This window comes from Cupriavidus sp. HY129 (assembly GCF_059492215.1).
In genome coordinates this window covers 1,496,017-1,517,483 of the sequence record NZ_CP083254.1, presented here as the reverse complement: position 1 = coordinate 1,517,483, position 21,467 = coordinate 1,496,017, and the positions used below count along the sequence as shown (strand labels likewise).

General features: G+C 62.0%; 22 protein-coding genes. 9 read left to right on the top strand and 13 right to left on the bottom strand.

Features of this window, described 5'->3' with window-relative positions; all coding sequences use genetic code 11:
• Window positions 1-90: 90 nt before the first annotated feature.
• The 5 genes from ldcA to K6G35_RS06965 form a co-directional block, all read right to left on the bottom strand.
• Complete coding sequence (gene ldcA, locus K6G35_RS06985; protein ID WP_008649698.1) at window positions 91-1,011, bottom strand: muramoyltetrapeptide carboxypeptidase; 921 nt, start codon at window positions 1,009-1,011, stop codon at window positions 91-93.
• Window positions 1,008-1,577, bottom strand: coding sequence for a tRNA adenosine(34) deaminase TadA (gene tadA, locus K6G35_RS06980; protein ID WP_008649700.1), 570 nt, complete (start codon window positions 1,575-1,577; stop codon window positions 1,008-1,010). The genes ldcA and tadA overlap by 4 nt, the downstream gene beginning before the upstream one ends.
• A 21-nt stretch (window positions 1,578-1,598) precedes the next feature.
• Window positions 1,599-2,075, bottom strand: a complete 477-nt coding sequence (locus K6G35_RS06975) for a 6-pyruvoyl trahydropterin synthase family protein (RefSeq protein WP_008649701.1) — start codon at window positions 2,073-2,075, stop codon at window positions 1,599-1,601.
• Between the two features lie 3 nt (window positions 2,076-2,078).
• Entirely contained in the window at window positions 2,079-2,714 is a 636-nt protein-coding gene (gene queE / locus K6G35_RS06970; protein WP_008649702.1) for a 7-carboxy-7-deazaguanine synthase, read from the bottom strand.
• A gap of 178 nt (window positions 2,715-2,892) precedes the next feature.
• A complete protein-coding gene (locus K6G35_RS06965; RefSeq protein ID WP_008649704.1) occupies window positions 2,893-3,405 on the bottom strand; it encodes a DUF1993 domain-containing protein in 513 nt (170 codons plus the stop codon).
• Window positions 3,406-3,798: 393 nt separating this feature from the next.
• On the opposite strand from K6G35_RS06965, the gene K6G35_RS06960 reads away from it, so the two are divergent.
• The 6 genes from K6G35_RS06960 (at window position 3,799) to K6G35_RS06935 (ending at window position 9,979) form a co-directional block, all read left to right on the top strand.
• The gene (locus tag K6G35_RS06960) at window positions 3,799-4,395 is read left to right on the top strand and encodes a DUF2239 family protein (RefSeq protein WP_495676334.1); all 597 of its coding nucleotides are present in this window, start codon (window positions 3,799-3,801) and stop codon (window positions 4,393-4,395) included.
• Window positions 4,396-4,515: 120 nt separating this feature from the next.
• Window positions 4,516-4,935, top strand: a complete 420-nt coding sequence (locus tag K6G35_RS06955) for a PAS domain S-box protein (RefSeq protein ID WP_035882083.1) — start codon at window positions 4,516-4,518, stop codon at window positions 4,933-4,935.
• A 235-nt stretch (window positions 4,936-5,170) separates the two neighbouring features.
• Window positions 5,171-5,956 (top strand): TetR/AcrR family transcriptional regulator, encoded by a 786-nt coding sequence (locus K6G35_RS06950; RefSeq protein WP_495676241.1) that lies wholly within the window; start codon window positions 5,171-5,173, stop codon window positions 5,954-5,956.
• 100 nt (window positions 5,957-6,056) lie between these two features.
• Window positions 6,057-6,890, top strand: coding sequence for an alpha/beta fold hydrolase (locus tag K6G35_RS06945; protein ID WP_495676240.1), 834 nt, complete (start codon window positions 6,057-6,059; stop codon window positions 6,888-6,890).
• Between the two features lie 62 nt (window positions 6,891-6,952).
• The gene (locus K6G35_RS06940) at window positions 6,953-8,503 is read left to right on the top strand and encodes a flavin-containing monooxygenase (protein WP_495676239.1); all 1,551 of its coding nucleotides are present in this window, start codon (window positions 6,953-6,955) and stop codon (window positions 8,501-8,503) included.
• A 109-nt stretch (window positions 8,504-8,612) separates the two neighbouring features.
• Window positions 8,613-9,979, top strand: a protein-coding gene (locus tag K6G35_RS06935; protein WP_495676048.1) for an IS3 family transposase whose coding sequence is annotated in 2 segments (ribosomal slippage) — window positions 8,613-9,090 and window positions 9,090-9,979 — 1,368 coding nt in all. Because the reading frame shifts where the segments join, the coding sequence is not laid out codon by codon here.
• Window positions 9,980-10,075: 96 nt separating this feature from the next.
• Here K6G35_RS06935 and guaA read toward each other — a convergent pair.
• From guaA to guaB, 3 genes are all read right to left on the bottom strand, one after another.
• Window positions 10,076-11,695 (bottom strand): glutamine-hydrolyzing GMP synthase, encoded by a 1,620-nt coding sequence (gene guaA, locus K6G35_RS06930; RefSeq protein ID WP_011516212.1) that lies wholly within the window; start codon window positions 11,693-11,695, stop codon window positions 10,076-10,078.
• Window positions 11,670-12,311 carry a hypothetical protein gene (locus K6G35_RS06925; protein ID WP_008652222.1) on the bottom strand — a complete coding sequence of 214 codons (642 nt, stop codon included), beginning with the start codon at window positions 12,309-12,311 and terminating at the stop codon, window positions 11,670-11,672. The genes guaA and K6G35_RS06925 overlap by 26 nt, the downstream gene beginning before the upstream one ends.
• 87 nt (window positions 12,312-12,398) lie before the next feature.
• On the bottom strand, window positions 12,399-13,862 hold the full coding sequence (gene guaB / locus K6G35_RS06920; protein ID WP_008652223.1) for an IMP dehydrogenase: 1,464 nt from the start codon (window positions 13,860-13,862) through the stop codon (window positions 12,399-12,401).
• Between the two features lie 125 nt (window positions 13,863-13,987).
• Between guaB and K6G35_RS06915 the strand changes: the two genes are divergently transcribed.
• Window positions 13,988-14,947 carry a DMT family transporter gene (locus tag K6G35_RS06915; RefSeq protein WP_008652224.1) on the top strand — a complete coding sequence of 320 codons (960 nt, stop codon included), beginning with the start codon at window positions 13,988-13,990 and terminating at the stop codon, window positions 14,945-14,947.
• A gap of 94 nt (window positions 14,948-15,041) precedes the next feature.
• Window positions 15,042-15,581 (top strand): DUF4124 domain-containing protein, encoded by a 540-nt coding sequence (locus tag K6G35_RS06910; RefSeq protein WP_008652225.1) that lies wholly within the window; start codon window positions 15,042-15,044, stop codon window positions 15,579-15,581.
• A 209-nt stretch (window positions 15,582-15,790) separates the two neighbouring features.
• On the opposite strand, the gene K6G35_RS06905 is transcribed toward K6G35_RS06910, so the two are convergent.
• Together K6G35_RS06905 and K6G35_RS06900 are read right to left on the bottom strand one after the other, a co-directional pair.
• Entirely contained in the window at window positions 15,791-16,156 is a 366-nt protein-coding gene (locus K6G35_RS06905) for an RnfH family protein (RefSeq protein ID WP_008652067.1), read from the bottom strand.
• A complete protein-coding gene (locus K6G35_RS06900) occupies window positions 16,131-16,580 on the bottom strand; it encodes a type II toxin-antitoxin system RatA family toxin (protein WP_008652066.1) in 450 nt (149 codons plus the stop codon). Before K6G35_RS06900 ends, K6G35_RS06905 begins: the two co-directional genes overlap by 26 nt.
• Window positions 16,581-16,755: 175 nt before the next feature.
• Between K6G35_RS06900 and smpB the strand changes: the two genes are divergently transcribed.
• Entirely contained in the window at window positions 16,756-17,208 is a 453-nt protein-coding gene (smpB, locus tag K6G35_RS06895; protein ID WP_495676333.1) for an SsrA-binding protein SmpB, read from the top strand.
• A 92-nt stretch (window positions 17,209-17,300) separates the two neighbouring features.
• On the opposite strand, the gene K6G35_RS06890 is transcribed toward smpB, so the two are convergent.
• From K6G35_RS06890 to ppsA, 3 genes are all read right to left on the bottom strand, one after another.
• A complete protein-coding gene (locus K6G35_RS06890; RefSeq protein WP_035882034.1) occupies window positions 17,301-18,239 on the bottom strand; it encodes an SPFH domain-containing protein in 939 nt (312 codons plus the stop codon).
• Between the two features lie 49 nt (window positions 18,240-18,288).
• Complete coding sequence (locus tag K6G35_RS06885; RefSeq protein ID WP_035882033.1) at window positions 18,289-18,723, bottom strand: NfeD family protein; 435 nt, start codon at window positions 18,721-18,723, stop codon at window positions 18,289-18,291.
• A gap of 181 nt (window positions 18,724-18,904) precedes the next feature.
• On the bottom strand, window positions 18,905-21,289 hold the full coding sequence (gene ppsA / locus K6G35_RS06880; protein WP_008652062.1) for a phosphoenolpyruvate synthase: 2,385 nt from the start codon (window positions 21,287-21,289) through the stop codon (window positions 18,905-18,907).
• Window positions 21,290-21,467: the final 178 nt, after the last annotated feature.

Sequence of the window (21,467 nt, the reverse complement as noted above, 5' to 3'; positions counted from 1 at the left end):
ATAACCAGATATTTTACCACTCGTGGGGGTATCTGGTAAGTCGCGGGCGGCATGTCGCCGCCCTGGGCGCCCTCCGGCTACAGCCCCGCCTTACAACGTCGGATAACCCGACAGCGACAGCACGAATCCGTCGGCACGTGCCGTCAGCCGCGCATTTCCGCCCACCGGCAAAGTCAGCTTGCGCGGGCAGTGGCCGAACGGCAGGCCCGTGAGCACCGGAATACGCAACTGTTCGCGCACAAAGTCGAATACGGCATCCATGTTGTAGCCGTTGTCGTAGTCGGTGGTGCGGTAATTCGAGAAATCGCCCAGCACGATGGCCTGTTGCCGGGCCAGCACCCCTGCGTGCAGCAACTGGAGCAACATCCGCTCCACGCGGTAGGGCGGCTCGTTGATGTCTTCCAGGAACAGAATGCCACCGTCGATGTTCGGCATGTACGGCGTGCCCAGCAGCGTGCACAGCATGGCCAGATTGCCGCCCCAGAGCGTGCCTTCCACGGTTGCCGGCGCGGCCATCTGGGGCGCTTCGACCTCGATGTCGTGGACCGGGGCGCGCAGGATGCCCTCGAAATGCCGCCACATGAACGAATCGACGTGCTCCTCGCCGAAATCCGCGAGCAGCATCGGCCCTGCGAACGACACCCCGCCAGCCTTGGCCAGATAGGCCAGCTGGAACGCGGTGAAATCGCTGTGACCGACGATCGGCGTGCCGCTTGCGCTGGCCTGCTCCGCGATGCGCCCGAACTCGATGCGATCGAGCAGTCGGCCCAGGCCGTACCCGCCGCGCACCGCCAGCGTCAGCTCCCCCGCGGGACCTGTGCCGATGGCATGGAGATCGGCCAACCGCTCCGCATCCGTACCGCCGAATCGCAGATAGCGGCGCGCAAGCACATCGGGATTGTTGACGTGGTAGCCATGGTGCTTGAGCCAGGCACAGCCGCGGGCGGCAATGGCAACGTCGTGAGGGTAGCCGGATGAGGCGATGAGGCGGACTTCGGTGGGCTGGCTCATGTTTCGGAATTCGGGTCTGAAGCCTGAATTTTCCCCGAATCTGCGTCCACTGGCGAGACCTGCAAGGCTCTTGCCGCTTTCTGCGCCCTGCGGCGCGCCCCGAAAAAGTCGCGCAGCAACTGGCCACACTCATCGGCCATCACGCCTCGCGTGAGTGTGGTCTGGTGATTGAGCGTGGCCTGCGCGAACAGATCGACCACGCTGCCGGCCGCCCCCGTCTTGGGATCGGTCGCGCCAAATACTACGTGTCGCAGCCGCGCATGGAGAATCGCCCCGCTGCACATTGGGCACGGTTCGAGCGTCACGTAGATCTCGCACTCGGGCATCCGGTAGTTGCCCAGCACCTTGGCCGCCGCGCGCAGCGCCTGCATCTCCGCGTGGGCGGACGGATCGACCGAACGGATCGGCAGATTGTGGCCGCGCGCGATGATCTTGTCTTCCCACACCACCACGGCGCCCACCGGCACCTCGCCGGCCGCTTCGGCCAGCCGTGCCTCGTCGAGCGCGGCGGCCATGTAGAAGCGGTCGCGCTCCGCGGGGTCGGCAAATACGGGGACGTCTGCCATGAAGCGCCTGTCAGTCCCGCGTCAGTCCTGCGCGGGCAGGCTGAGCGGCGCGCTGACCTCGGCCCAGCAGTTCGGCGTCTCGAACAGCACCAGGCGGGTCAGTTGCAGATGATGATCGAAGCAGTCCTTGAAGACCGGCGCCAGGATGTCGAACGCCACCTGCGCAAGGTTTTCAACGGTCGGAATGCTGTCGATCACCACGGTTTTGTGGTTGTCCATCGACTGCAGGAAATTCAGCAGCGCGGTATCGCCACGATAGATCAGGAACGCGTGATCCCACTTCGACACCAGATGCTCGTTGGCGAGCGTCTTGATATCGCCGAAATCCAGGATCATGCCGTCATCGGGCGCGCCCTCCTGGTGCAGGACTTCGCCGGACAGCGTCAGGTCCAGACGATAGCGGTGGCCATGGATGTTGCGGCACTGTCCGCCATGGCTTGGGATGCGGTGCCCGGCGTCGAATTCGAGCCGGCGCGTAATCGAAACTTGTTTGCTCATGTGTCAGCGAATGCCCAGCAGCTTGTGGGTCTGCAGCGACAGGCGCCAGCGCGGGTGGCGCTGGCAGAACTCCACTGCCGCAGCAGTATTCTGCCGGGCCAGCGGGCCATCCATGGCCTGCACCATGAAATACTGGAAATCCAGTTGCTCGTATGCCGCGAAATCCTGGCCATCCTGCGGAATCACGACCTTGAGTTCGTCGCCCTTCTTCACCACGAGTTCCGAGCCCATCTTCGGGCTCACGCAAACCCAGTCGATACCCTCAGGCACCTCGATCGTGCCGTTGGTTTCGATGGCGATCTCGAAGCCGCGCGCGTGCAGGGCGCCGATCAGCGGCGCGTCGAGCTGCAGCAGCGGCTCACCGCCAGTGCAGACCACGAGCGGTTTGCCGCCTGCACCCTGCGGCCATTCGGCCGCCACCACTGCCGCCAGTTCATCGGCGGTCTTGTACTTGCCACCCAGCGTGCCATCGGTCCCGACGAAATCGGTATCGCAGAACTGGCATACCGCCCGCGCGCGGTCTTCCTCACGACCGGTCCACAGGTTGCAACCCGAGAAACGGCAGAACACCGCGGCGCGACCGGCGTTAGCGCCTTCGCCCTGCAGCGTGTAGAAGATTTCCTTGACGGCGTAAGTCATGCGGTTGGTTTTGGGTCTTGGGGGTGTCCGGAATCGCCCGCCTGCCTAAAAAATAAGCAAAATGCGATGGGTGGGCAACCGGTGATTGTAGCAAGAACTTAGGGTTCTTGCTGAGAACCCGAAATCATGACGACCTTGGCGCCGGCCGCCGCGAGCAGCAGACGCCACCCATCATCGCTCACCGCGGCGGCGCGCCCAGGAAATCCATCTTGCCGATCTGTACCCCCTTGTGACGCAGGATGTCGTAAGCCGTCGTGACATGGAAATAGAAATTCGGGAGCGCGAAACCAAGCAGGTAGTTCTTCCCGTCGAACGTAATCGGACCATGGCGCAGCTTGAGCTCCACCGTCCGCGTCTCGCTGCCTTCGAACTGCTCCGGCCGAATCGTCTTCAGATAGCCAATGGTCTTGGCGATGCGCTCCTGAAGCTCCGGGAAAGTCGCCTCGGTATCCGGAAATGAGGGAGTCTCAAGCCCCGCCAGCCGTGCCGCGCAGCCCTTGGCCGCGTCGCTCGCGCGCTGGATCTGAGCCGGCAACGGGTCCATATCCGCGATCAACCGCGTCTGGATCAGCTCCGCGGCGTCCATTCCCTGCGCCTTCGCATGGGCCGCGCCCTTTTCCAGGATCGCGGACAGGTTGGTCAGCGCGCGGATGAATACGGGTACCGATACGTCGTACATCGAGAGGGCCATGTGGGCTCCTTGGCTGTGAATACGGAACGTGCGTTGCTATTGTCCAGGCGGGGCCTGCCGGCACCCGCTGGCGAGAGCATAGACCGGAATCCCGCCGACTGCCCGGTCAGGCTTCAGCCCCGGCGGAAATCAGGCCTTCAATGGTCCGGGCACGGACCTGCGGGTCGCGAATGCGTGCGATGCCTTCGTGACCTGACATGTGAGCCTGAGCCTCTGCTGAGATAAGGAGCCGGCGATCGTGCTCGAACGCATTGCGCCAGGTTCCAGGCTTCACCATAAAATGCTATGTAAGGCACTTATCGCGTGGCTACGCTATTTTTATCCGGATAATATTGCGCGTTTAATTTTATCCGGATAATATTTGTGAATCGCCTAGCTACCCATACGATGATGATGACGACCTCCCCCTCCTACACCAGCTTCAACGGACACCAACGTATCGCCACAGGCCCCTTGCTGGCGAACGCCCTGGCCGTCAAACATGCGCTCTCACAGGGTACGACCGGCCCCGTGTTGATCTTCGACGATACGACCGGCCGCACCGTGGATGTGGATACCAGGGGAACGGAACAAGAGATCGCCAGCCGATTGCAGCTGGCGACGCCACACAACAAAGATCCTGAAGCCGGGTTGGGAGCGCCGGAGGCCTCCGAGCCCAAAGGCCGCGGTCGACCGAAGCTTGGCGTGGTGGCGCGTGAGGTCACGCTGCTGCCCCGGCACTGGGAATGGCTAGCCGGCCAGCCTGGTGGCGCCTCCGTGGCGCTCAGGAAGCTGGTCGAGGAAGCGCGCCGCGCAGGCAGCGAGAAAGACCGGATGCGACAGGCCCACGAGCGCGCCTATCACTTCATGCTGGCCATTGGCGGCGATCTGCCCGGCTTTGAAGAAGCTACGCGTGCGCTGTTTAGCAATGATGCATCGCGGCTCCGCGAACTGATCGGCGGATGGCCGGCTGACGTGCGCGATCACGCGCTACATCTGGCGGACTATTGATAGTCCAAAGAGAAAACGCAGGCATCTGCGATTTGCAGCGGAGAATATCAACTGGCAACCGGGCCGCATCAGACGGCCCGATGCCGGGCGAGCGCCCCCACCCCACAAGGCGATGAAATCATGACAATTTCAACGAACACGGCAGCGCAAATCCTCGAGCAACTCGCCGACGCACTCATCTTTGCCGATACGGACGGCCGAATCACGGGCTGGAATCATGCCGCGGCAGAACTCTTTGGATATGGCTCGGACGAGGCGCTGGGCCAAAGTCTCGACCTGATCATCCCCGAGCGCCTGCGGGCCGCACACTGGAAGGGATTTCAGGCCGCCATCGACACCGGCAAGACCCGGCTCTCCGGCAAGCCGACGCTGACCAAGGCGATCCACAAGGACGGACGCAAACTCTTCGTGGAAATGACGTTCGCGCTGGTCAGCGATGCGACTGGCAAAGTCATCGGCTCAGTCGCCGTTGCACGGGATGTCACGGACAAGGTCGAGCAGGAACGCGCCCAGAGCGCTGCGGGGCCAGCGTCAAGATAGCCCCCCTTCCGGGACGATCACCAGCAGACAAAACCCACAGTCACTTGCGGGTTTTGTCTTTCCGCCGCTGACGACAGCTACCCGTCAGGTTTGGCCAACACGCCAAATGTGTTCGGCAGAGGCCCAACAGCATGGCAGACCGGAAATTGCAGCCGGCCTTCAGTTCCGGCTTGCACAATAGGCCACAGGGACTATAAATAGAACCATAAATCGAATTCTATTTGGGAGACACAGCATGCTCGATGTTCCCATCGGCAGCGCCGAGGCATCGCCTGAGCGATCAGATCGACCTGATCGCCAGACAGAGGCGGCACCCCCAAAGAACCGCAGACTCGCCCTGCAAGCCCGCAGCCAGGCAACAGAGAAAGCGCTGCTGGATGCTGGCCTGGCCCACTTCGAAGCGCACGGATTCGAGGGCTTGTCGATGCAGGCGGTGGCTGAATACGCTGGCACATCGATTGGCGCCTTGTACTTCCGCTTCGGAGACCGCGAAGGCTTCATTCAGGCCGTGCTGGAACGCGGCTTCGACCAGATCCGCCAGGATACCGACGACTTGCTGGCCAAGGTCACGACCGAGCATGCATCACCGCACGAGGTCATCAATGCCTTCGTGGACCTGGCCGTACGCGTACAGAAGAAGAGTCATGGCGTATTCCGTGCCGTACTGCAGCGTGCGCTGGTCGACCCCAAAGCCTGGGAGCCCGTGGGTCGCCTGGGAAACGACGCCACGCGCCGGCTGGTGTCCGCACTGAGCCGGTTTCCGGAGGTGGTAGCCATCCCTGACTGGGAAGCGCGCCTGATGTTCGGCGTGTACGCAGCGCGCAGCGCGCATTTCAACGCGATGTACAACAGCCAGGCACCCTTACCCAAGGGCCATACCGCCATGGTTCACACGCTGTACGAGCTTGTCGTGAGCTATCTGGGCCTGCCCCCAATCGGGCGCGTCGGCCAGGGCACTAATGACCAGGGCGGCCGCCCCAGGAAGCTAGCCACCTCATCGCGTACCCGCCATACGCCGTAGACACCCGTGCAGGCGCTAACGGCCAGCGAATCGAGCGTTGGCCGCTAGCAAACTGACGCAGTCTGGTTGGTCTCTTTCTTCTCCTCACTCAAGGACTCCTATGCAACGTCTGAATGTGGACGCGCCCGGCATTCCCAGAACCAGTGTGCTGGACGCGGGCCAGGGCAGCCCCACAATTCTGATTCACGGCACGTCCTCAAGCGCCGAAATGGGTTGGGCGCAGTTGCTACCCAGGCTGGCAGCCAAACGGCGCTGCCTCGCGTTCGACATGGTCGGCGCAGGCCAGACCGAAGACCCGGGCGGCCCCATCGCCCTGACCACGCTGGTCCAGCAAGTCCGCGCCGTCGCCGACCTAGCTGGAGACGGCAAGCCACTGGATCTTGTCGGCTATTCGCTGGGTGCCGTGGTCGCAGCGGTCGCGGCCGCTGCAATGCCCGACCGTGTGCGCCGACTGATCTTGCTGGGTGGCTGGGTGCAAAGCAGCAGAAGCATGTGCGTGCTTTTTGACCTCTGGGCGGAGCTGTCACGAACCGACAAGCACCAGCTTGCGAGACTGCTGCTGGTCAACGGCGTATCGGATGCCTTCTTTCAAGCCAACTCCATTGAGGCAATCCAGACCGCACTGGACCGCATCGCCAACCTGCTTTCTGCCGGAGGCGATCGCCAGGCGGAGCTCGATGCCACGATCGACATTCGCGCCGAGCTACCCAAAATCAGAGCCCAGACCCTGGTGATCGGCATGCAGCAAGATCGCCTGGTGCCGCCCGCGCATTGCCGCGATCTGGCTGCAGGCATTGCAGGCGCGCGTTACGAGCAGATCGACTGCGGCCACCTCGTCACGCTGGAACAGCCCGGTGCCCTGCTCGATCTGGTTGAAAGTCATCTTGATAGTCCGACAGGACATTGCCACGAAGAACGACACGGTGGCGCATGACGTCATCGGCGTTCTTCGCGTGAGTGGCCAGAGCCACATACGATATCTCAGGAGACAACCCCATGAATGCCAACATCTTTTCCGGGCGCCAGCCTGCCCGACCCGCAGCCACGGAGCACACAGAGCACACAGAGCATTTCGACGTGATCATCGTCGGTGCGGGCATCTCGGGTGTAGGCTCGGCCTATCACATGCGGACACAGTGCCCCGGCAAGCGTTTCGTCGTGCTCGAAAGCAAGGACAGCTTCGGGGGCACCTGGCATACCCACCGCTATCCCGGCGTGCGTTCGGATAGTGACCTCTACACCTTCGGCTACCGCTTCAAGCCATGGATGGGGAAACCCATTGCGACCGCGGAAGAGATCCTCAGCTACATGGGCGAAGTGATCGAAGAAAACGACCTCGCTCGGCACATCCGCTATCGCCATCGCATCGACGCGGCCTCCTGGTCTTCCGCCGAAGGACTTTGGACCCTTGATGCCACACGGCTGGAATCGGGAGAGCACGTACGATTCACCACCAATTTCCTGTGGATGTGCCAGGGATACTATCGCCACGATCAGGGCTACCTGCCCGAGTGGACGGGCATGGACAATTTCAAAGGCCCGTTGATTCACGCGCAGACCTGGCCCGAGGAACTGGACGTCCAGGGCAAGCGTGTGGTTGTCGTCGGCTCGGGCGCTACCGCTGCCACCGTCGTGCCGGGATTGGCCCGCCTGGGTGCCAAGGTCACCATGCTGCAACGCTCGCCCACATACTTCATCTCGGGCCGCAACGCCAACGATCTCGCAAACGAGCTACGCCGGCTCGAGATCGACCCGATGTGGATCCACGCCATCATCCGGAAGAAAGTCCTGATGGATGGCGCCATCTTCGCCCGCCGCTCACGTGAAGAACCAGAGGAGGTGCGCAAGGAACTGCTTGCGGGGGTTCGCGCGCAGCTTGGCGAGGACTTCGAACTCGAACCGCATTTTTCGCCACGCTACCGGCCTTGGCAGCAGCGGGTGGCGTTCATTCCGGATGGCGACATGTTCGCGGAAATTCGCGAGGGCAACGCCAGCGTGGTCACTGACGAGATCGACCGGTTCGTCGAAGACGGCGTCGTACTCAAGTCCAACGAGAAGCTGGACGCCGACATCGTTGTGGCCGCTACGGGCTTTCAGCTCAGTGTGCTGGGCGACATTCCGTTTAGCGTCGACGGCCAGCCGCTGGATTTCTCGAAGACCGTGACCTATCGCGGCATGATGTTCACTGGCGTGCCAAACATGGTCTGGGTATTCGGCTACTTCCGCGCCAGCTGGACGCTACGGGTTGACATGGTCGCCGACTTCGTCTGCCGCCTGCTGAAGCACATGGATGCCACGGGAGCAAAGCAAGTCACCCCACAACTCCGTGAAAACGAGAAAGACATGCCTCTATCCGAGTGGATAGACGCCGACAACTTCAACCCCGGCTATCTCATGCGCGACATTCATCTCATGCCCAGGAGCGGCAACACGCGCGAGTGGCAACACACGCAAGACTACTGGGGAGAGAAGGATGAGTTTCCCGAGATTGACCTAACGGATGGGGTGTTCCGTTACGACGCAAACCGTCCATCAGGCAATACCTGAGCCAAGCCGTGGTCGACAGCACGGTGCCGGATGAATGGCACAAAAAAGCCCGCAGTTATGAACTGCACCCCAAGAGTTGGACACCGATCCAACCCTTGGGGTGTTTTTCATGGTGAGACACGACGAGCAACTGAAGCTCAAGGTAGTGAAGCGATATTTAGCCGGAGGTATCGGTTATAGGGCGCTGGCGCAGGAGTATGGAGTGGCGCGTACGCTAGCCCGGCAGTGGGTTGCTCAGTATGAACTCCACGGTCAACGCGGCTTACGGCGCAAGGGGCACAGTAAGTACAGCGCAGAATTCAAGCTCGCGGCGCTTGAGCGCATGCGGCGAGACAACCTGTCGCAATCTCAGGTGGGAGCGATATTGGGGATTCGTGATCCGGGGGCCATCGGCCGCTGGGAACGCCAGTATCATGAGGGTGGTCTGTCTGCACTATTGCCCCGTCCCAAGGGACGCCCCCGGAAGATGCCGAAAACTCTGCCACCCGAACCCCTCCCACCGGAATCCGAGCCGGATCAGCGCACCCGTGAGCAGTTGCTCAAGGAGAACGAATACCTGCGCGCGGAGGTGGCGTACCTAAAAAAACTCGATGCCTTGATTCGAGTGGAGCAGCGTCAGGCACCGCGCGCAAAGCGCAAGTAGTACTCGAATTGAGGCAGCATCATCCATTGGCCATCCTGCTTAATGTGGCAGGACTGGCGCGCAGCACCTTTTACTACCAGCAGAAAGTCCTGCTGGCCGGGGATCGTTACGCTGAACTCAAGCAGCGCATCCGCTCGATCTACGAGCACCACCGGGGCCGATATGGCTATCGGCGCATTACCGCGGTGATCCGGCAGGCTGGCGAGATAGTCAATCACAAGTTGATCCGGCGCCTGATGCTGCAGTTGGGCTTGAAGTCGCTGGTACGACCGAAGAAATACCGCTCTTACCGGGGAATGCTGGGACGGGTGGCGCCGAACTTGCTCAACCGGCAGTTCGCTGCGCAACGGCCCAACGAGAAATGGGTGACGGACGTGACCGAGTTCAACGTGAAGGGGCAGAAGCTGTACCTATCGCCGGTCATGGATCTGTACAACGGCGAGATCATCGCCTGGCAAAGCTCCACACTGCCCACCTTCGATCTGGTCAGCGGCATGCTGAAGAAAGCGATCTCACACCTTAAACGTAGTGAGCGGCCCTTGCTGCATTCGGATCAGGGCTGGCAGTATCAGATGCCAGCCTATCGACGCCTGCTGGGCAAGAAGGTCCGACAGAGCATGTCACGCAAGGGCAATTGCCTTGATAATGCCGCGATGGAAAGCTTCTTTGGAACGCTCAAGTCGGAGTTTTTCTACCTGAACGAATTCGACAGCGTGCAGCAGTTGCAGGCTGGCATCCGGCAATACATCCACTACTACAACCACGAGCGTATCCGACTGAAACTAAAGGGGCTGAGTCCCGTGCAATACAGGACTCAGCCCTTGCAAGCCTAGTCTTCTTGAACCGTCCAACTTATGGGGTTCAGTTCAGTTACGCGGGCTTTTTTGTTCTCTGGTGCGACTCGGCTCTGGCCAGTGCCAGAGGCCGAATCACTCCCACTCGATTGTCGCCGGCGGCTTGCCCGAGACGTCGTACACCACCCGGTTCAGGCCGCGAACCTCGTTGATGATGCGGTTCGAGCAGCGGCCCAGCAGCGAGTACGGCAGGTGCGCCCAGTGGGCGGTCATGAAGTCGGTGGTCTGCACCGCGCGCAGCGCTACGACATAGTCGTACGTACGGCCATCGCCCATCACGCCCACGGACTTCACCGGCAGGAACACGGCAAATGCCTGGCTGGTCAGGTCGTACCAGCTCTTGCCCACCTGATTCGCTTCGCACAGACCGGCAGCGGCGTCCTGCTCCGTCGCGATCGTCTTGCGGAGTTCCTCGATGAAGATTGCATCAGCGCGACGCAGCAGGTCGGCATAGTCGCGCTTGACCTCGCCGAGAATCCGCACACCCAGACCCGGACCCGGGAACGGGTGACGGTAGACCATCTCGGGCGGCAGGCCCAATGCCACGCCCAGTTCGCGCACTTCGTCCTTGAACAGGTCGCGCAGCGGCTCCAACAGCTTCAGGCCCAGCGTTTCCGGCAGGCCACCCACGTTGTGGTGGCTCTTGATCGTCGTCGCCTTCTTGGTCTTGGTACCGCCCGACTCCACCACGTCCGGGTAGATCGTGCCCTGCGCCAGCCACTTGGCATTGCTCAGCTTCTTCGCTTCGGCCTGGAAGACTTCCACGAACTCGCGGCCAATGATCTTGCGCTTCTGCTCGGGGTCGGTCACGCCGGTCAGATGGCCCAGGAACTGCTCGGAGGCATCGATATGGACAACCTTCGCATGAAGGCGGCCTGCGAACATGTCCATCACCATCTTGCCTTCGTCCAGGCGCAGCAGGCCGTGATCGACGAACACGCAGGTGAGCTGGTCGCCAATGGCGCGATGGATCAGCGCGGCGGCCACCGACGAATCGACGCCACCGGACAGGCCGAGGATCACCTCTTCATCGCCCACCTGTTCGCGGATCTTCTCGACGGCTTCGGCGATGTGGTCACGCATGACCCAGTCGGCCTTCGTGGCGCAGATCTCCAGCACGAAGCGCTCGATCATCTCGCGGCCCTTCGACGTATGCGTGACTTCCGGGTGGAACTGCACGCCGTAGTAACCGCGCGCCTCGTCGGCCATGCCGGCGATCGGGCAGCTCGGCGTGGAGGCCATCAGCTTGAAGCCGGCCGGCAGTGCCGTGACCTTGTCGCCGTGGCTCATCCAGACCTTCAGCATGCCGTGGCCTTCGTCCGTGGCGAAGTCCTCGATGCCCTTGAGCAGGTTCGTGTGACCATGGGCGCGCACTTCCGCGTAACCAAACTCGCGCGAATCGCTCCACTCCACCTTGCCGCCCAGTTGCACGGCCATCGTCTGCATGCCGTAGCAGATGCCGAGCACCGGCACGCCCAGGTCCCACACGGCCTGCGGCGCGCGCAGCTGGTGGTCCTCGTAGGTGCTGGCGTGGCTGCCGGACAGGATGACGCCCTTCGGCGCGAACTCGCGCACAAACTCGTCGGTGACGTCGTTCGGATGGATTTCGCAGTAGACGTGCGCTTCGCGAACGCGGCGGGCAATGAGCTGTGTGACTTGCGAGCCGAAGTCAAGAATGAGGATTTTGTCGTGCATGATTGGCAGTTGGCAGTGCTTCCGGATCGGGTTCGGGCATCACCTCGGTGCCCGGACCATAGCCAGGCGGTGGCGTGATACCCGGCTCGCGCCGGTATTCGGGAGATGCGGGGGATCCATTCGGGCGCGCCGTGCGGGGCACGCCGGGTTCGTTGTTCGGGGAGTCGCCATTGGCCGCGCCAGGTTCGCGCTCGGCCGTAGCCAGTTCGGCCTGTTGCCGCTCACGCAGCCGCACCTTCTTGGCCGCGGGGATCTGCACGATGGCAAAAAAGATCAGTACGGCTGCGAGCGTTAGCAACCAGACCTTGCCCACGCCTTGTACCGGAATGTCGAGAAACAGCGTCCATACGGTCACCAGCAGCGCGCTAACCAGATTCACATAGCCTGTGGTCCGCGCCACGGCAACGGTCAACTGGCCGTTGATGGTGGCCTGGAACAGCAACCAGGACAGGCCGATCGTCGCCACGCCAAGCAACTGCCCGAAGAGGGCCGGCTGGGGCTGCGGCAATTGCAGCGCGGCATACAGCGTGGTGAACGGTGACGCCAGCAGCAGGATGCCAAGCAGCAAGTCCAGCAAGGCGTCGAAGAACAGCACGGCTCGCAGCAATACCTTCATGAGCGCTCCTTTTTTGCAGCGCGGCCGCGCGGCCCCGTCAGCATCGACGAAACCAGCGCGGCCGTGGTGGGAGGCACCAGATCGAAATCAATCGATATGGTAGTTCGGCGCTTCCTTGGTGATCTGCACATCGTGGACATGCGACTCGCGCATCCCCGCGGCGGTGATCTGCACGAACTCGGCGGTTTCGTGCCATTGGGCGATCGAGCTTGCGCCACAGTAGCCCATCGACGCGCGAATGCCACCGGTCAACTGGTGGATGATCGCCTGCACCGAGCCCTTGTAAGGTACGCGGCCTTCGATGCCTTCAGGCACGAGCTTGTCGACGTTGGCCGTGTTGTCTTCCTGGAAGTAGCGGTCAGCGGCACCGTCCTTCATCGCGCCGACCGAACCCATGCCACGGTAGCTCTTGAACGAACGACCCTGATACAGGAACACTTCACCCGGCGCTTCCTCGGTACCCGAGAACATGCCACCCATCATCACGGTGTGGGCGCCAGCGGCCAGTGCCTTGGCAACGTCACCCGAATAGCGCACGCCGCCATCGGCGATCAGCGGCACGTCCGTGCCCTTGAGCGCTTCGGCCACGTTCGACACGGCGGTGATCTGCGGCACGCCTACGCCAGCAACGATACGCGTCGTGCAGATCGAGCCCGGGCCGATACCGACCTTGACGCCATCTGCGCCATGTTCGACGAGTGCCAGCGCTGCCGCGCCAGTGGCGATGTTGCCACCCACGACCTGCACTTGCGGGAAGTTCTGCTTGACCCAGCGCACGCGGTCCAGCACGCCCTGGCTATGGCCGTGCGCGGTATCGACCACGATCACGTCCACACCGGCCTTGACCAGCAACTCCACACGCTCGTCGTTGTCCGGACCCACGCCCACTGCCGCGCCTACGCGCAGTTGGCCGTGTGCATCCTTATTGGCCAGCGGGTTTTCCACGGCCTTCTGGATATCCTTCACGGTAATCAGGCCGCGCAGTTCGAACGCGCCGTTGATTACGAGCACACGCTCCAGACGATGGCGGTTCATCAGGCGCTTGGCTTCTTCCAGCGGAGCGCCTTCGGCGACGGTTACGAGCTTTTCTCGCGGCGTCATCTTCGCGCGCACCGGGGCGTCGAGTTCTTCCTCGAAGCGCAAGTCGCGGTTGGTGATGATGCCGACTACGGTCTTGCCTTCCAGCACCGGGAAGCCCGAAATGCCATGCTGCTGCGACAAGGCGATCACATCGCGCACCTTCATTTCCGGAGAAATGGTGATCGGATCACGCAGCACGCCCGATTCGTAGCGCTTCACACGCTGCACTTCGCGCGCCTGGTCGGCTGGCTTCAGGTTTTTGTGGACGATGCCAATACCACCGGCCTGTGCCATGGAAATGGCAAGGCGAGCTTCCGTCACGGTATCCATGGCGGCGGAAACCAGCGGAATGTTCAAATCGATGGAACGGGTCAGGCGGGTGCGGAGGGAAACATCCCGGGGCAGGACGGCCGAATAGGCCGGGACGAGCAGCACATCATCGAATGTGAGTGCTTTCTGGACAAGACGCATAGCGAATCCTCTAGGCGCAAAAGCAGATTATACAGGAATGCAGGATTTGCTGATGCGTTATCGCATGGCGTTTGCTAATCTCGGCCTCCTTTTTAGACGCCCCTTCGGGGCCAAGCGGGAAGACCATGGGAATCGGGGTGTTGTGCGGACTGTTGGCGGGAGCATTCTGGGGCATGGTGTTCATCGCGCCCAAGCTGCTGCCGGTGTTCTCCCCCTGGGAACTCGCGATCGGCCGGTACCTCGCCTACGGTCTGGTGGCCTGCGTCGCGGCGCTGCCCCTGATGGGCCGCATCGCCCGCAAACTGACCCGCGCCGACTGCGTCGCCCTGCTGCGCCAGGCATTCACCGGCAACCTGCTCTATTACGTGCTGCTGGCCTTCGGCGTGCAGTTGGCGGGCGTCGGACCGACCTCGCTGATCATCGGCATCCTGCCGATTTCGGTCACGCTGATGGGCCGGCGCGACCATGGCGCCGTGCAACTGCGCCGGCTGGTGCTGCCACTGCTCGTGGTGGCAGCCGGGATCGCCTGCATCAACATTGATCTTTTCGCCGGGGGCGGCAGCGCGCACGGCGCCACAATCGGCGCAGCGGCGCGCCCCGTCTGGCAGAAAATCGCCGGTGTGATCTGCGCGGCCGGCGCTCTGGTCTGCTGGACGCTTTATGCCGTCGACAATGCTCGCTACCTTCAGCGCAACCCGCACTACAGCGGCAACGAATGGTCCGCGCTCTACGGCTTGTCGACCGGGCTGGTATCGGCGGTTCTCGCCGCAATCGGCTGGGCGATGTTTGGCGACACCCTGACCGCCCCCGACAGCGGCCGCGACTGGCAGTTGTTCTGGATGGTCAATGCGGCCGTGGCGCTCGGAGCGTCGCTAATTGGCAACAACCTCTGGAACATTTCAAGCCGTCGTTTGCCACTGACGCTGTCCGGTCAGATGATCGTTTTCGAGACGCTCTTCGCGCTGGCATACGGGTTTGTATTCGATCATCGCTGGCCGCGGCCCCTCGAGATGGCCGCGATCATGCTGTTGATGGCAGGCGTGGCGTGGTCCGTGCGCTTGCACGCGACCGACAAGTCTCAGTAGACTAACGAGCCATGACGCACGGGTCACATCACTGTCAACCCTACTGGCGTCTGATGCCCATCTGCAACCCGCTCGACCTGTTGACGCCTTCGCCATGAACCGATCGTCCGTGCTGTACCTGCTGATTGCTGCAAGCCTTGCCGTCCCCGGCACCGCATTCTCCCAATGGCAATGGAAGGACACCAACGGTCGCACGGTCTACAGCGACACGCCGCCACCGCCGTCCGTGCCGGACCGCGCCATCATCATGGCGCCGGGCCGCGCGCCGGGCATGTATCACGCAGTGGAAGCCGATGCCCCGCCCAAAGGCGACGCACCGGCAAAGGCCGACGCTCCGCGTATGCAACCCACCAGCGTCAAGGCAGGCGGCGCCAAGCCGAAGGACGCGGACACCGAGTTCCAGGAGCGACGTGACGCGCGCTTGAAGGCGGATCTCGAAGCCGCCACCAAGGAGCGAGAGCAACTGGCCAGGCAACAGAATTGCCAGGAATTGCGCAACTACGCGGCGGGGCTGAATCAAGGGATGCGCGCCGCGAAGGCGGGTCCCGATGGCGTGCCGGTGCGTCTAAACGACGACGAGCGTGCCGCGGAGATTGCGCGCACCAACGACGCGCTGCAGCAGTGCAATAGCTGACAGGGCGCAAAGCGACCCGCACGCCACTCATCCGCCACTCATCCGCCACTCATCCGCCACTCATCCGCCACTCATCCGCCACTTAACAAGCCACTTAGAGGCGCTATCAAAATGAAGCGAAGCGGTTCTGGCTAGGCGCGCGGCCGCAGACAGTACAAGTGGTACGGCAAGGCCGCGCAACGACGCCAGAATCATTTTGATAGTGCCTCTTAGGCGCCCTGCCCGCCTCCACGCAGCCATTTCTGGCCCTCGCGCGTGCCGGACGCTCGCGTCCTCTGAACCCGCTTGCGCCGCGCGGTCTTCGGGTCGGCAGTCAGCACACGATACACTTCCACGCGATCGCCCTGCCTTACCGGGGTATCCAGCGTCTTGAGCTTGCCGTAGACACCAACGCGCAGCGTGCTCGGATCAACCTCGGAACAGGCTTGCGTCAGGCCACTGGCCTCGATCGCACCGATGATCGTCGTCCCCGCGGGAACATCCAACTCCTTCAGGAACACGGTATCCGGCCGCGCGTAGCAAACGGACAGGCGCACCAGACCGCCCACCTCAGCCGTTGTTGGCGTTGTCGGCATAAACCACCTCGGCGCGTTTGACGAAGGCATCAACAAAGGTATTGGCGATCACGCTGAATACCGGCCCGATGATCTTCTCCAGAAAGACGCTGGAGAACTCGTAATGCAGGTGAAATTCGATCTTGCACGCATCCTCACGCAGCGGCGTGAAGCGCCAGGAGCCATTGAAGACCTTGAAAGGCCCGTCGGCGAACGTCATATCAATGCGGGACGGACGTTCCTGAGCATTACGCGTGTGGAAGAACTGCTTGATCCCTTTGAAATGAATATGGATCTTGGCATCGAGCAGCGTATCGGTCTGCTCGAACACCTCCACGCCGCCACACCACGGCAGAAACTTGGGATAGTCCTCCACGCGGGTGACCAGATCGTACATCTGTTCGGCCGAGTGGCCGAGCAGGACGGATTTATGGACGTCTGCCATGTATTCGGATTACAGGGCACCGGCGGGCTGGGCCGGGGCCGGGGCGTTTGCTAAAATCGCAATTTTAGCCGACAGCCGCGCGTACGGCACGTCCGGCGCCGCCGCACCCACCCCGGCTGACTTACGCTGTCGCCCAAGACCGGCGCGACAAATACCTTCAGGAACCACTTCCCGCATGACGATCGCTGACAACAAGAAGGCCTTTTTCGACTACTTCATCGAAGAGCGCTATGAGGCCGGGATCGTGCTCGAAGGCTGGGAGGTCAAGGCGATTCGCGCCGGGCGCGTGCAGATCAAGGAAGGCTACGTCGTGGTGCGCGACGCAGAGATGTTCCTGATCGGCGCCCATATCAGCCAGCTGCAAAGCGCCTCCACCCACATCAACCCGGACCCTGTGCGCACGCGCAAGCTGCTGCTGAAGGCCGACGAGATCAAAAAGCTGATCGGCAAGGTCGAGCAGCGCGGCTATACGTTGGTGCCGCTGAATCTGCACTACACGCGCGGCCGCGTCAAATGCGAGATCGGGCTGGCCAAGGGCAAGAAGCAGTTTGACAAGCGCGAAACAGAAAAGAACCGCGACTGGGATCGCGAGAAGGCTCGCATCATGAAGGGTGGCGTGAAGGAATGATGGCAGCGCCAGATAAGCCATAGACAAAAACGGAGGCATGAGCCTCCGTTTTTGTTTCTGCCGACCTACTACCTATTGGTCCCATGCGGCACTCAGACGGCCTTCTCCGTCTTCTGGCCCTTCACAATCTGCAGCGCGGACGCGATCATCGAACTCATCTCGCCAAGGTTGCCCGGCACGATCAATGTGTTGCCCTGCTTGGCCAGGTTGCCAAACGCCGCCACATACTCCTCCGCGACCTTGAGGCTGACTGCCTCGGAACCGCCCTCGCCCCGGATCGCGTGACCGATCTTCTCGATCGCCTGCGCATTTGCCTCGGCCACGGCCAGAATCGCGGACGCCTCACCTTGGGCCTTATTGATAGCCGCCTGCCTTTCACCCTCTGACTTCTGAATCGCCGCCTCGCGCGCGCCAGACGCCAGATTGATCTGCTCCTGCCGCTTGCCTTCCGATGCTGCAATCAGCGCGCGCTTTTCGCGCTCGGCAGTGATCTGCGCCTGCATGGCATGGAGAATTTCCTTGGGCGGCGTAAGATCCTTGATCTCGTAGCGCAACACCTTCACACCCCAGTTTGCCGCGGCCTCATCCAGCGCATTGACCACGCTGTGGTTGATGAACTCGCGCTCCTCGAAGGTTTTATCGAGTTCCAGCTTGCCGATCACCGAGCGCAGCGTGGTCTGTGACAGTTGCGTAATGGCCACCACGAAATTGCTCGAGCCATAGGACGCCTTCATCGGGTCGGTCACCTGGAAGTACAGCACACCATCGACCTGCAATTGCGTGTTGTCCTTCGTAATGCAAACCTGGCTCGGCACATCGAGCGGGATTTCCTTGAGGATGTGCTTGTAGGCCACTCGATCGATGAAAGGCACGACGACGGTGAGGCCTGGTGTCAGCGTGGCGTGATAGCGCCCCAGACGCTCCAGTACCCACGCGTGCTGCTGCGGCACGATCTTGACCGACTTCGCAATCAGCACGATGGCGGCAATGAGCAGGATCAGCGGAAACAAACCTAGCTGATAGGCAAGCATATATACGACTCCCTTCGAAAGGATTGACGACTGGGTAATGCGGAAGAAGTCAGGCCGTGTAGTGACGCGCCACGATCAACGTGGCTCCACGCACTTCGACAATGCGATAGCGGCCCGGTTTCGGCTCGGCGCCCGGTGCCAGCTCCACGGTCCAATCCGCGCCGCGGTAGGGCACGCGCGCGCGACGGGAATCGTCCCAGGCGGGCACTTCGAGTTCCTGACCGATATCGAGATTGACGTCCGGATTGGATGCGGCGTCGCGGCGCCTCAGCTTGCCAAAGCGCGTGCGGCGTAACAACAGGATGCCAATGATCGCAACCAGCGCGGCGGCGACGGTCTGTATTGGCTCATCAGCACCCAGCAGCGCAGCCACACCGCCTGCGGCAACCCCGAGGGCGATCATCAGCAAATAGAAGGTCCCCGTCGCCAGCTCCGCAATCACCAGCACGACCGCAACGGCAAACCAAAGGTAGTACGACGTCATCCCGCTCCTTTCCCGGAGGAAACAAGACACCCCACCCGCAAAAACAAAAACCCCCGCCAAACGCCTACGGCGTCTGCGGGGGCAGATGGAACACCTGCCGCAGGGCCGGTGTCACGCGGCACGCTGGCCGAAGGCCAAGTGCCGTCTATACGTGATCTTCTCTATTGTGACGCGAAATGCCTCACGAAGCCAGTTGCTGCCAGGTTTCGACCACAGAATCAGGATTCAGCGAGATCGACTTGATACCTTCGTTGGCCAGCCAGACCGCGAAGTCCGGATGATCCGAGGGGCCCTGACCGCAGATGCCAACGTACTTGTTCAGGCGCAGCGCCGTCGAAATGGCGCGCTGCAGCATGAAGCGCACTGCCGGATCACGCTCGTCGAAGTCCTTCGCAAGCAGTTCCATGCCAGAGTCACGATCGAGACCCAGCGTCAGCTGCGTCAGGTCGTTCGAGCCGATCGAGAAACCGTCGAAGAACTGCAGGAACTCCTCGGCCAGGATCGCGTTGGATGGAACTTCGCACATCATGATGATGCGTAGACCGTTCTCACCGCGCTTCAGGCCGTGCTTGGCCAGCAGTTCGATCACGCGCTCGGCCTGGCCCAGCGTACGCACGAACGGCACCATGATCTCGACGTTGGTCAGACCCATCTCGTCGCGCACGCGCTTCATGGCCTTGCATTCCATCTCGAACGCTTCGGCGAAGTCCTCGGAGATGTAGCGCGAAGCACCACGGAAGCCCAGCATCGGGTTCTCTTCGTCCGGCTCGTAGCGCGAACCGCCGATCAGCTTCTTGTACTCATTCGACTTGAAGTCCGACAGGCGCACGATCACGGGCTTCGGATAGAACGCGGCACCGATTGTCGCAATGCCTTCCGCCAGTTTGTCGACATAGAACGCACGCGGGCTGGCGTGGCCACGCGCTACCGATTCCACTGCCTTCTTCAGGTCGGCATCGACTTGCGGATAGTCGAGGATCGCCTTCGGGTGAACACCAATGTTGTTGTTGATGATGAACTCGAGGCGGGCCAGGCCGACGCCGTGGTTCGGAATCTGCGCGAAGTCGAACGCAAGCTGGGGATTGCCAACGTTCATCATGATCTTGGTCGCGATCTCGGGCATCTCGCCACGCTGGACCTCGGTCACTTCGGTTTCGAGCAGGCCATCGTAAATCCGGCCCTCGTCACCCTCGGCGCAAGACACCGTCACCAGCGTGCCATCCTTCAGCAAGTCGGTCGCATCGCCGCAACCCACAACAGCGGGCACGCCCAGTTCACGCGCGATGATCGCAGCGTGGCAGGTACGGCCACCACGGTTGGTCACGATTGCCGCAGCGCGCTTCATCACCGGCTCCCAGTTCGGGTCGGTCATGTCGGCCACCAGTACGTCACCAGGTTGCACGCGCTCCATCTCAGACGGATCGTTGATCACGCGCACCGGACCCGTACCGATCTTCTGGCCGATCGCACGACCGCTGGTCAGCACCGGCGCCGTGCCCTTGAGCTTGAAGCGCTGCTCGGCCTTGCCGGCCGACTGGCTCTTCACGGTCTCCGGGCGGGCCTGCAGGATGTAGATCTTGCCATCCTTGCCGTCCTTGCCCCACTCGATGTCCATCGGACGGCCGTAGTGCTTCTCGATGATCATTGCGTAACGCGCGAGTTCGGCCACGTCGTCATCGGTGATCGAATAGCGATTGCGCAGCTCGGGCGGCACGTCCACGGTCTTCACGCGGCCAGCTTCGCCCGGCTTCGTGAATTCCATCTTGATCAGCTTCGAACCGATCGAACGGCGGATGATCGGGTACTTGCCGGCTTGCAGCATCGGCTTGAAGACGTAGAACTCGTCCGGGTTCACTGCGCCCTGCACAACCGTTTCGCCCAGGCCGTAGCTTGACGTGATGAAGACCACATCGGGGAAGCCCGATTCGGTGTCGATCGTGAACATCACGCCCGAGGAGGCCAGATCCGAACGCACCATGCGCTGGACGCCGGCGGAGAGCGCCACCACGTCATGCGCAAAGCCCTTGTGCACACGGTACGAGATAGCACGGTCGTTGTAGAGCGAGGCGAACACGTGCTTGATCTTGTCCAGCACGTCGTCGATGCCACTGACGTTGAGGTAAGACTCCTGCTGACCGGCGAACGATGCATCGGGCAAATCCTCGGCCGTGGCCGAGGAACGCACTGCGAACGATGCCTCGGCACCTTCGCGAGCCGACACGCGTGCGTAATGCTCGCGGATCTCCGCCTCCAGACGCGGCTGGAACGGCGCCGCGGCTACCCAGCCACGAATCTCGGCGCCGGCTTCCGCCAGGGCCTTGACGTCGTCGACGTTGAGCGTCTTCAGACGTTCGGAGATGCGGCTGGTCAGGTTGTTGTGCGCAAGAAAGTCGCGGAATGCGAGCGCGGTCGTGGCGAAACCGCCCGGAACGCGAACGCCGGCACCGGCGAGCTGGGAGATCATTTCCCCCAACGACGAGTTCTTGCCGCCGACAACTTCCACGTCCTGCATCCGTAGCTGCTCGAACGGCAGCACGTAGGCGCCGGTATCTACCTGGTTGGTCATAAAAGCCTCAAAACAAAGTAAGAAATCTTTTGCACCGACCGGCATATTGTTGGCGTTCTGTTCCCGGCGGATCGCTTGGCTGAGCAATTCCGTGTGCTATCGGCGGCACTGATGCTGCAGTGCACATTGTCGACAATCCAGCCTCAAATCGTTGCCTGGCCGGCATTGGCGGAATTGC

Bases quoted from the DNA above. Each gene is read 5' to 3' on its own strand.
- ldcA (WP_008649698.1), bottom strand. From the start codon at position 1,011: ATGAGCCAGCCCACCGAAGTCCGCCTCATCGCCTCATCCGGCTACCCT.
- tadA (WP_008649700.1), bottom strand. From the start codon at position 1,577: ATGGCAGACGTCCCCGTATTTGCCGACCCCGCGGAGCGCGACCGCTTC.
- K6G35_RS06975 (WP_008649701.1), bottom strand. From the start codon at position 2,075: ATGAGCAAACAAGTTTCGATTACGCGCCGGCTCGAATTCGACGCCGGG.
- queE (WP_008649702.1), bottom strand. From the start codon at position 2,714: ATGACTTACGCCGTCAAGGAAATCTTCTACACGCTGCAGGGCGAAGGC.
- K6G35_RS06965 (WP_008649704.1), bottom strand. From the start codon at position 3,405: ATGGCCCTCTCGATGTACGACGTATCGGTACCCGTATTCATCCGCGCG.
- K6G35_RS06960 (WP_495676334.1), top strand. From the start codon at position 3,799: ATGACGACCTCCCCCTCCTACACCAGCTTCAACGGACACCAACGTATC.
- K6G35_RS06955 (WP_035882083.1), top strand. From the start codon at position 4,516: ATGACAATTTCAACGAACACGGCAGCGCAAATCCTCGAGCAACTCGCC.
- K6G35_RS06950 (WP_495676241.1), top strand. From the start codon at position 5,171: ATGCTCGATGTTCCCATCGGCAGCGCCGAGGCATCGCCTGAGCGATCA.
- K6G35_RS06945 (WP_495676240.1), top strand. From the start codon at position 6,057: ATGCAACGTCTGAATGTGGACGCGCCCGGCATTCCCAGAACCAGTGTG.
- K6G35_RS06940 (WP_495676239.1), top strand. From the start codon at position 6,953: ATGAATGCCAACATCTTTTCCGGGCGCCAGCCTGCCCGACCCGCAGCC.
- guaA (WP_011516212.1), bottom strand. From the start codon at position 11,695: ATGCACGACAAAATCCTCATTCTTGACTTCGGCTCGCAAGTCACACAG.
- K6G35_RS06925 (WP_008652222.1), bottom strand. From the start codon at position 12,311: ATGAAGGTATTGCTGCGAGCCGTGCTGTTCTTCGACGCCTTGCTGGAC.
- guaB (WP_008652223.1), bottom strand. From the start codon at position 13,862: ATGCGTCTTGTCCAGAAAGCACTCACATTCGATGATGTGCTGCTCGTC.
- K6G35_RS06915 (WP_008652224.1), top strand. From the start codon at position 13,988: ATGGGAATCGGGGTGTTGTGCGGACTGTTGGCGGGAGCATTCTGGGGC.
- K6G35_RS06910 (WP_008652225.1), top strand. From the start codon at position 15,042: ATGAACCGATCGTCCGTGCTGTACCTGCTGATTGCTGCAAGCCTTGCC.
- K6G35_RS06905 (WP_008652067.1), bottom strand. From the start codon at position 16,156: ATGCCGACAACGCCAACAACGGCTGAGGTGGGCGGTCTGGTGCGCCTG.
- K6G35_RS06900 (WP_008652066.1), bottom strand. From the start codon at position 16,580: ATGGCAGACGTCCATAAATCCGTCCTGCTCGGCCACTCGGCCGAACAG.
- smpB (WP_495676333.1), top strand. From the start codon at position 16,756: ATGACGATCGCTGACAACAAGAAGGCCTTTTTCGACTACTTCATCGAA.
- K6G35_RS06890 (WP_035882034.1), bottom strand. From the start codon at position 18,239: ATGCTTGCCTATCAGCTAGGTTTGTTTCCGCTGATCCTGCTCATTGCC.
- K6G35_RS06885 (WP_035882033.1), bottom strand. From the start codon at position 18,723: ATGACGTCGTACTACCTTTGGTTTGCCGTTGCGGTCGTGCTGGTGATT.
- ppsA (WP_008652062.1), bottom strand. From the start codon at position 21,289: ATGACCAACCAGGTAGATACCGGCGCCTACGTGCTGCCGTTCGAGCAG.